The 8445-nt window shown below is 69.6% G+C and carries 8 protein-coding genes and 1 pseudogene; 4 read left to right on the top strand and 5 right to left on the bottom strand.

The window, feature by feature from the left end; translation table 11 throughout:
• From PHC73_RS08585 to chrA, 3 genes are all read left to right on the top strand, one after another.
• Positions 1-867: cytochrome c peroxidase (locus PHC73_RS08585; RefSeq protein WP_300126755.1), on the top strand; the 867-nt coding region annotated here is incomplete at its 5' end.
• Positions 868-913: 46 nt separating this feature from the next.
• Positions 914-1402 carry a hypothetical protein gene (locus PHC73_RS08580; RefSeq protein ID WP_300126753.1) on the top strand — a complete coding sequence of 163 codons (489 nt, stop codon included), beginning with the start codon at positions 914-916 and terminating at the stop codon, positions 1400-1402.
• Positions 1399-2613 carry a chromate efflux transporter gene (chrA, locus tag PHC73_RS08575; RefSeq protein WP_300126751.1) on the top strand — a complete coding sequence of 405 codons (1215 nt, stop codon included), beginning with the start codon at positions 1399-1401 and terminating at the stop codon, positions 2611-2613. The genes PHC73_RS08580 and chrA overlap by 4 nt, the downstream gene beginning before the upstream one ends.
• Before the next feature lie 68 nt (positions 2614-2681).
• On the opposite strand, the pseudogene ilvA reads toward chrA, so the two are convergent.
• The 3 genes and pseudogenes from ilvA to PHC73_RS08560 all read right to left on the bottom strand — a co-directional run.
• Positions 2682-4190 (bottom strand): annotated as a pseudogene (gene ilvA / locus PHC73_RS08570) (threonine ammonia-lyase, biosynthetic); the annotation flags it as partial.
• Between the two features lie 103 nt (positions 4191-4293).
• Positions 4294-4665: an MAPEG family protein gene (locus PHC73_RS08565; RefSeq protein ID WP_300126749.1), complete on the bottom strand. Its 372-nt coding sequence runs from the start codon at positions 4663-4665 to the stop codon at positions 4294-4296.
• 40 nt (positions 4666-4705) lie between these two features.
• Positions 4706-5740 carry a hypothetical protein gene (locus PHC73_RS08560; protein WP_300126747.1) on the bottom strand — a complete coding sequence of 345 codons (1035 nt, stop codon included), beginning with the start codon at positions 5738-5740 and terminating at the stop codon, positions 4706-4708.
• A gap of 111 nt (positions 5741-5851) precedes the next feature.
• Here PHC73_RS08560 and PHC73_RS08555 point away from each other — a divergent pair, with 111 nt between their 5' ends.
• Positions 5852-6274 (top strand): nuclear transport factor 2 family protein, encoded by a 423-nt coding sequence (locus tag PHC73_RS08555; RefSeq protein ID WP_300126745.1) that lies wholly within the window; start codon positions 5852-5854, stop codon positions 6272-6274.
• Positions 6275-6322: 48 nt separating this feature from the next.
• Here the strand turns inward: PHC73_RS08555 and msbA are convergent, their stop codons facing one another.
• The gene (msbA, locus tag PHC73_RS08550; protein ID WP_300126743.1) at positions 6323-8089 is read right to left on the bottom strand and encodes a lipid A export permease/ATP-binding protein MsbA; all 1767 of its coding nucleotides are present in this window, start codon (positions 8087-8089) and stop codon (positions 6323-6325) included.
• Positions 8086-8445 (bottom strand): biopolymer transporter ExbD (locus PHC73_RS08545; RefSeq protein WP_300126741.1); only part of this gene is annotated, 360 nt, incomplete at its 5' end. The genes msbA and PHC73_RS08545, both read right to left, overlap by 4 nt.

The following is an 8445-nucleotide window of genomic DNA, read 5'->3' as shown; positions in this document are numbered from 1 at the left end:
GGCCGGGCGCTGTTCTTCGAGCCGCGCGTCTCGCTCGACGGCACGGCGAGCTGCGCCCGCTGCCACCAGCCGGCGCTCTACGGCACCGATGCGCTGCCCAAATCGATCGGCGCCGCCGGGCGGGTCAACGCCCGCAACGCGCCCACCGTCCTCAACGCCGCCGTGCAGTTCACGCAGCACTGGCTGGGCGACCGCACGGACGTCGAGGACCAGGCGCGGCGCGCGCTGATCGGTCCGGCGAGCTTCGGCAACCCCGATTTTCCGGCCGCGATGACGCGTCTGCGCGCGATCGGCGGCTACGCGGCACTGTTTCGCGCGGCTTTTCCCGGCGAGCCCGATCCCGTCACGCCCGAGAACTGGGCGGCGGCGATCGGCGCCTACGAGCGCACACTCCTGACGCCGGCGCCGTTCGACGCCTATCTGAAGGGCGACACCGCGGCACTCACGCCGCCGGCGCGCGCCGGCCTCGCGCGCTTCATCGACAGCGGCTGCGCGAACTGCCACCACGGCGTCGGCGTGGGCGGCGGTTCGTTCCAGAAATTCGGCGTCGTGGAGGACTACTGGCAGGCGACCGGCAGCCGGGACATCGACGCCGGCCGCTTTGCGGTGACCGGGCACGAGGCGGATCGGTATGTGTTCAAGGTGCCGAGCCTGCGCAACGTGGCGATGACGGCGCCCTACTTCCACGACGGCTCGGTGGCGACGCTGCCCGAGGCAGTGCGCGTCATGGCGCGCGTGCAGCTCGGCAAGGCGCTCGCCGATGCCGACGTGCAGGCGATCGTGGCCTTCTTGGGCAGCCTCACCGGTGCCCTGCCCGAGGACTTTGCGAACGCGCCGATCCTGCCGGCGGCGGGTTTTCGACCCTGATCCGCCCACCCGCTGCAATGAACCCCCACACCCAGGAGCCCCCGCCATGAAACGCCTTTGCCGTTCGATGACCGCCGCCGTCATCGCCTTGGGTCTTGCAACCGTGCTGCCTGTGGCGGCCGACGAGCACGCACGCGCCGCGCCGCCCTACACGCCGGGCCTCGGCGAGCTGATGAGCGCCAACCAGATGCGGCATGCCAAGCTGTGGTTCGCCGGCGAGGCCGGCAACTGGCCGCTCGCCGCCTACGAGATGGACGAACTCAAGGAGGGTTTCGACGACGTGCTCGCGTATCAGCCGCACTTCAAGGGCAAGCCGATCGAGCCGCTCTTGAAGCCGACCGTCGAGCCGGCGCTCGCAAAACTCGACGCGGCCATCGCGGCGAAGGACCGGGCGCGTTTTGAGGCCGCCTTCGACGAGCTGTCGCGCGCCTGCTCGTTCTGTCACCAGGAACTCGGCTACGGCTTCATCGCCATCCAGCGGCCGACTGCGCCGCCGTTCACCAACCAGCGCTTCGACGCCGCCGGGCAGCCGTGACGGCGCCCGCCATCGAGCCGGCACGCGAAAGTCTCGGCGGTCTGTTCCTGATCTTCCTGCGCCTGGGTCTGACCTCGTTCGGCGGCCCGATTGCGCACCTGGGTTTTTTCCGCGACGAATTCGTCACCCGTCGGCGCTGGCTCGGCGAGCGCGCCTACGCCGATCTGGTCGCGCTGTGCCAGTTCCTGCCGGGGCCGGCCAGCAGCCAGGTCGGCATGGCGATCGGCCTTGCCCGGCACGGCTACCGCGGCGCCTTGGCCGCCTGGGCCGGGTTCACGCTGCCGTCGGCGCTCGCCATGATCCTGTTCGCGCTCGGGCTCGCCCGCCACGGCGATCTCTTGCCGGCGGGCGCGCTGCACGGGCTCAAGATCGTCGCCGTGGCGGTGGTCGCCCAGGCGGTGTGGGGCATGGCGCGCAGCCTGTGCCCGGATGCGCCGCGCGTGACGCTGCTGGCGCTTGCCGCCTGCACCGTGCTGGCGCTGCCGAGCGCCGGGGCGCAGGTCGGCGTGATCGCCGCCGCCGGTCTCGTAGGGCTGGTGCTGCTGCGGCCCGAGCCGGTCGCCGCGCACGAGCCGCTGCCGCTCACCCTGCGCCGCCGCGCCGGCGTCTTCTGGCTGGCGCTGTTCTTCGCGCTGCTGGTCGGCCTGCCGATTCTGGCCAGGCTGTGGCCCGCACCGGCGCTGACCGTCACGGATGCCTTTTTTCGCGCCGGCGCGCTGGTGTTCGGCGGCGGTCACGTGGTGCTGCCGCTGCTGCAGGCGGCGGTGGTGCCGCCCGGCTGGGTGGATGCCCAGACCTTCCTCGCCGGCTACGGCGCGGCGCAGGCGGTGCCGGGGCCGCTGTTCACCTTCGCGGCCTTCCTCGGTGCCTCGATGAAAAGCGGCCCGTCCGGCTGGCCGGGCGGGCTGCTGTGTCTGGCCGCCATCTTCGCGCCGTCGTTCCTGCTGGTGGCGGGCGCGCTGCCGTTCTGGGAACGCCTGCGGCGCGCCGCGCGCATGCGCTCGGCGCTTGCCGGCATCAATGCGGCGGTGGTCGGCCTGCTGCTGGCGGCGCTCTACGATCCGGTGTGGGTGCAGGCCATCGGCGCGGGGCGGGATTTCGCGCTCGCGCTGGTCGCCTTCGTGGCGCTGGTGATCTGGAAACTCCCGCCGTGGCTGGTGGTGCTCGGCTGTGGCGCCGCCGGCGCCGTGCCGGGCTTGGGGATGGGCTGATCGACGCAGCGCCTTGTCAACTCGCTTGACGCGGATAACAGTATCTACCGCTCGCTCTGCCGGCTGACTCAGGCAAGAAACAGGCGATAGCCGGCGCTGTCGGTCTCGTCCACGCACTCGAGGCCGGTTTCGGCCAGATGCGCCCGAAACCGCGCCCGCTCGGCCGGCGGCACCTGCAGGCCGACCAGCGCGCGGCCGTCGGCGGCGCCGTGGTTGCGGTAGTGGAACAGGCTGATGTTCCAGTGCGCGCCCAGGCGCGCCAGGAAATGCGCCAGCGCACCCGGCCGCTCGTCGAAGGTGAAGCGGTACACGACTTCGTCCGGCAGATTGCCGTGACCGCCCACCATGTGCCGCAGGTGCAGCTTGGCAAGCTCGCTGTCGGTCAGGTCGACCACCGCATAACCGCGCCGGCGCAGGTCCCCGAACAACGCCTCGCGCTGGTTGCCCTCGGTGCGCACGCCCACGTAAACCTGCGCCGCCTCGGCGCTGGCGTAGCGGTAGTTGAACTCGGTGATCTCGCGCGCGCCGATGGCCTCGCAGAACTGCCGGAAGCTGCCCGGCCGCTCCGGGATGGTGGCGGCGAAGATGGCCTCGCGCCGCTCGCCGATCTCGGCCCGCTCGGCCACGTAGCGCAGGCGGTCGAAGTTCATGTTGGCGCCCGAGCACACCGCCACCAGCGTCCGGCCGTGGCAGCGCTCGCGCGCCACGTAGCGCTTGAGGCCGGCCAGCGCCAGCGCCCCCGCAGGCTCGACGATGGCGCGCGTGTCCTCGAAGGTGTCCTTGATGGCGGCGCAGATTTCGTCGTGGTCGACCAGCAGCATCTCGTCGACATACTCGCGCGCCAGACGAAACGGCTCGCGCCCCACCTGGCGCACCGCGGTGCCGTCGGCGAACAGGCCGACGCTGCGCAGGCTGACGCGCCGGCCGGTTTGCAGCGAGCGCGCCATGGCGTCCGCGTCGTCGGATTCCACGCCGACGATGCGTACCTGCGGGCGCAGGCGCTTCACGTAGGCGGCGATGCCGCCGATGAGGCCACCGCCGCCCACCGGCACGAAGATGGCGTCCAGGGCGCCCTGGCGCTGGCGCAGCAGTTCGGCGCCGATGGTGCCCTGGCCGGCGATCACCAGCGGGTCGTCGTAGGGATGCACGAACGTAAGCCCGCGCTGCGCGGCCAGCTCGAGCGCGTGGCGCGAGGCGGCGGCGTAATCCTCGCCGTGCAGCAGCGTGTCGCCGCCCAGGCGACGCACGGCATCGATCTTGATCTGCGGGGTGGTGACCGGCATCACGATCAGCGCATGGCTGCCGAGGTGGTGCGCGGCGAGCGCCACGCCCTGTGCGTGGTTGCCGGCCGAGGCCGTGATCACGCCGGCCTTGAGCGCGGCGCGCGGCAGGTGCGACATCTTGTTGAAGGCGCCGCGCAACTTGAACGAGAACACCGGCTGCAGGTCCTCGCGCTTGAGCAGCACGCGGTTTTTCAGGCGCAGCGACAGGTTCTCGGCCACGTCCAGCGGTGACTCGATGGCCACGTCGTAGACGCGGGCGTTCAGCGTGAGCACCAGGTAGTCGCGACTCATCGAATGACCCGTGGCAGAGCGAAAAACCGAGGGGAGACAGAACGATCGGACACAAAAAAAGCCGGCCGGGGCGGACCCGACCGGCTTTTCGGCCGGACCGATCCGCTCAGGCCGCCATCACGAAAATGGCGACGATGCAGGCCAGGCCGCCGATGTAGGACAGCGAGCGCAGCGTCGCCAGATCGGCGATGTAGAACACCGCGTGCAGCACGCGCAAAGCCAGGTAGGCCAGCGCCAACTGGTCCAGCGTGCCCTGCGCCAGTTGCAGCTGGTGGCCGATGATCACCGCCGCCGCGAACGGCGCGAAATTCTCGACCGCGTTCTGCTGCGCCCAGTCGGCGCGCTTGCGCCAGCCGCTGGCGGCGGCGAGGCATTCGCGCGGGCGGCGGTTGTCGAAGCCGCCGCCGCTCTTGGCCAGCGCGCCCAGCACGGGCGGAAAGAACACCAAAGCCAGCACACACCAATAGGCGATAGTCATGCTCCCCTCCAGGTTGGTTTTCTAGGGCTGAGTCGCCGTTTCAGGCCACCGCCGCCAGCCCTTCGCGCCGGTATGCCTGTTCCAGAAACTGCGGCTGCAGCCACGACTCCAGATCCACCTGCCCGAGATAGCCGTGGCTTTGCATGAAGTCGATCTGCACCTGCAGCAGGCGCCGCACCTCGGGTCCGAACGACGGCCAGAGCTTTTTGTGGAAATCCGGCTCGTAGCTGTGGCGGATGTCGTCCTCGGACACGCCGAGCTCCCTGGCCAGCGTGGCGGTGGCCTCGGCGGGGTGCGTGGACGCCCAGTTGGCGGTGCGCACCAGCACCTGCAGGTAGCGCTCCACGGCCTCGGGCGCTTCCCGGGCCAGGCCCGCGCTCACGGTGATGATGCGCGGGTTGGCGTTGACCATGTGCGCGCGGTCGGACTGGTCGGTCATCAGGTCGTAAATCTTGCGGATGCGGCCCTTATAACGACGCTCGATCAGGCCGACTTCGGCGTTCTTGCAGAAAATGGCGTCGACCTCGCCGCGCAGCAGGTAGTCGACGTCGGCGTCGTACAGGCTCGGCCGGTCACCCTGTTTCAAATCGGCATTGATGCTGCCGTGCATGTCGTCGTTGATGGTCATCTCGACGAACTTCGCGTCCGATTCCTGCATGCCGTTGGCCAGCAGCGTGGAGTAAAAGCCCTTGTGGGCATTCACCTTCATGAAGTCGATCAGGATGTACGGGCGCACCGGCAAGCCGAAGCGCCGACCGGCGAGATCCTGCACGCAGGTGGCCGGATCGTCCGCGCGCACGAAGGTGGCCAGCGAATCGGCCACGAAGGTGAGACCGACCGCCAGCGTGTCGGCGCCGCGCGTGCGTGCCCACAGCGGCGGGATGGCGCCGCCCTCGCGGAACGAGTCGGGCAGACTGTGATCGAAATGCGTGTCCGCCTTTTCGCGGCCAAGTTCCTTGATGTTGCGCACGACGAAGTCGGAACCGGCGAATTCCTCGTCGAAGGACTTGCGCTGAAAGGCGATGCCGGAGGCGGTGGCCACCGGGCAGCGCGTATACCATAAGGTGCGGGGCATGGGTGCTTCTCCTCGTCGAGCCGGGTCGATCCCGGGAACCTTGAAAGCGGGCACTTTAGCCCCCAGGTGCCCAGGCCGACAACCGGATACCCCCAAGCCGTGCCCCACGCGATGAACCGACGCGAGTTCGAAACCCCGGCTGCCGCCGAGGCAGCCTTCTACCAAGCCCTGGAGTCGGCCGACGCCGAGCTGATGCAGGCGGTCTGGGACGACGGCCCGGACCTGGTGTGCGTGCATCCGATGTGGCCGGAACTGCACGGCCACCGCGCCATTTTTGCCGCCTGGCGGCGCATGTTCGCCACCGGCCCGCACCTGACCGTCAGCACCGTGCCGGTGCTGCGGCGACAGGACGGGGATCTCGCCACGCACGTGGTGCACGAGCAGCTCACCCTGCGTGGCGAGGACGACGACCAGCAGCCGCCGGTGGTGGCCACCAACATCTACCGCCACACGCCGACCGGCTGGCGCATGATCCTGCACCACGCCTCGCCCACGCCGACCGTGGTGGTCGACGAGGACACGGTGCTGCATTGATTTTTTGTTTCCGCGCTACGCCCGTCGCAGGCGTAGCGCGGAAATCACTCACACCGCCACCGCCTGATCGCGAAACTGCAGCCGGTGCAGGCGCGCGTAGGCGCCGCCAAGGCGCAGCAGTTCCGCGTGCGTGCCGCGCTCGACGATGCGCCCGTCCTGCATCACCAGAATCAGGTCGGCGTTCTCGATGGTCGACAGGCGGTGGGCGATCACCAGCGTGGTGCGGTGGCGCATCAGGGCATCGAGCGCCGCCTGGATGTGGCGCTCGGATTCGGTGTCCAGCGCCGAGGTGGCCTCGTCCAGGATCAGAATCGGCGCGTCCTTGAGCAGCGCCCGGGCAATGGCGATGCGCTGGCGCTGCCCGCCCGACAGCAGCACGCCGTTGTCACCGATCAGGCTGTCCAGACCCTGTGGCAGGGCGCGGATGAAATCCATCGCATACGCCTGTTCGGCGGCGCGGACGATGTCCGCCTCGCTCACCGCGCCGCGGCGGCCATAGGCGATGTTGTTGGCCACCGTATCGTTGAACAGCACCACCTGCTGGCTGACCAGCGAGATCTGCTCACGCAGCGAGGCCAGCGTGAGCTCCCTGATGTCGATGCCATCGAGCAGGATGCGCCCGGCGGTCGGCTCGTAAAACCGCGGCAACAGGTTCACCAGGCTGGTCTTGCCGGAGCCCGAACGGCCGACCAGCGCCACCCGCTGGCCGGGCGCGGCGTGCAGCGACACCCCGCGTAGCACCGGTGCGGAACTGCTGCTGTAGCGAAACTCGACGTTCTGATACTCGACCTCGCCGCGGGCGCGGCCGATCACGCGCGTGCCGGTGTCGGCCTCGGTCTGCTCGTCGATCAGCCCGAACACGCTGCGCGCGGCGGTGATGCCCTTCTGCAGCACGCCGTTCACCTTGGTCAGGCGCTTGACCGGCGCCTGCAGCATGGTCACCGCCACGATGAACGACGTAAAACCACCCACCGTGGTGCGCTCGGTGCTGGCGAACGTGGTGGCCGCGTACAGGATGCCGGCCATGGTCAGTGCGATCAGCAGCTGCACCAGGCCGTTGCCGAGCGCGTCCACGGATACCCAACGCATGTGCAGGCGCCGGTTGCGCTCGGACAGACGGTCGAAGGCGGCCGACTCGCCGGCCTGGCCGTTGAACAACTTGGTCACCAGGTGACCTTCCACCACCTCGCCGGCGGCGCTGGTGATGTTGCCCATCGAGGCCTGGATGTGCCCGCTCAGGCGCCGAAAGCGCCGCGACACCGCGCCGATCGCGGCCGCCATGCCGGGGCCGACCACCATGAAGATCAGCGCCAGTTTCCAGTTCAGATAAAACATCCAGCCGAGCAGGCCGAGCACGGCCACGGTGTCCTTCAGCAGCGTGGTCAGCGCATCGCTGGTGGCGCCGGCCACCATCTCGACGTCGTAGGTGATCTTGGAGATCAGCGCGCCGGCCGCCTGGCGGTCGTAGAAGCTCGCCGGCAGGCGCAGCAGGTGATCGAACATGGCCATGCGCAGGTCCTTGATGACGCGCCGCGCCACCCAGTTCATGCCGAAATCGGCCACGAAGCTGCACACCATGCGCAGCACGAACAGACCCACCATCACCACCGGCAGCCAGCGGATGGTCTGCGGATCGCGCTCGACGAAACTGCCGTCGAGCATCGGCTTCATCAGCGCCGCAAACGCGGGATCCGTGGCCGCGCCGCCGATCATGCCCAGCAGCGCCAGCACGAACACCCGCCAGTGCGGCCGGGCATAGCCGAGCAGGCGGGCGTAGATCTGCCAGCGCGCGGCGCGTTCGACGGCGCCTTTCACGGCGTGGCGCCCGCCGTCTCGACGGCAAACGTGAGGCTCTCGATACCCGCCTCGCGCGCCGCCTGCATGGCGGCGATGACGTGCTCGTGCGCCGTCAGCCGGTCGACCGACAGCACCAGCACGGCATCTTTGCGCCCACCGGCCGCCGCGCGCAGGGCGGCGGCGAGGCCGGCGATGTCGCCGGCGGCGACGGTTTGCGCACCCAGCGTGCACTTGCCGTCGGCAGCGATGGCCAGCTCGATGGCGTTGTCGGTCGGTGCAGCGGCGTCACTGGCCGCCTGCGGCAGGTCCACCTCGAGCTGACCCAGGCGGCTGAAGCTGGTGGTCACCATCAGGAAGATCAGCAGCACGATCAG

It is taken from the genome of Immundisolibacter sp. (assembly GCF_028696615.1).
In the GTDB taxonomy this organism is placed as follows: Bacteria; Pseudomonadota; Gammaproteobacteria; order Immundisolibacterales; family Immundisolibacteraceae; genus Immundisolibacter.
Note: the sequence above shows the minus strand (reverse complement) of the source record. Positions and strands in the feature narration are given on the sequence as shown.

Coding starts and splice junctions, on each gene's coding strand:
- PHC73_RS08580 (WP_300126753.1), top strand. CDS start 914: ATGAAACGCCTTTGCCGTTCGATGACCGCCGCCGTCATCGCCTTGGGT.
- PHC73_RS08555 (WP_300126745.1), top strand. CDS start 5,852: ATGAACCGACGCGAGTTCGAAACCCCGGCTGCCGCCGAGGCAGCCTTC.
- PHC73_RS08565 (WP_300126749.1), bottom strand. CDS start 4,665: ATGACTATCGCCTATTGGTGTGTGCTGGCTTTGGTGTTCTTTCCGCCC.
- PHC73_RS08560 (WP_300126747.1), bottom strand. CDS start 5,740: ATGCCCCGCACCTTATGGTATACGCGCTGCCCGGTGGCCACCGCCTCC.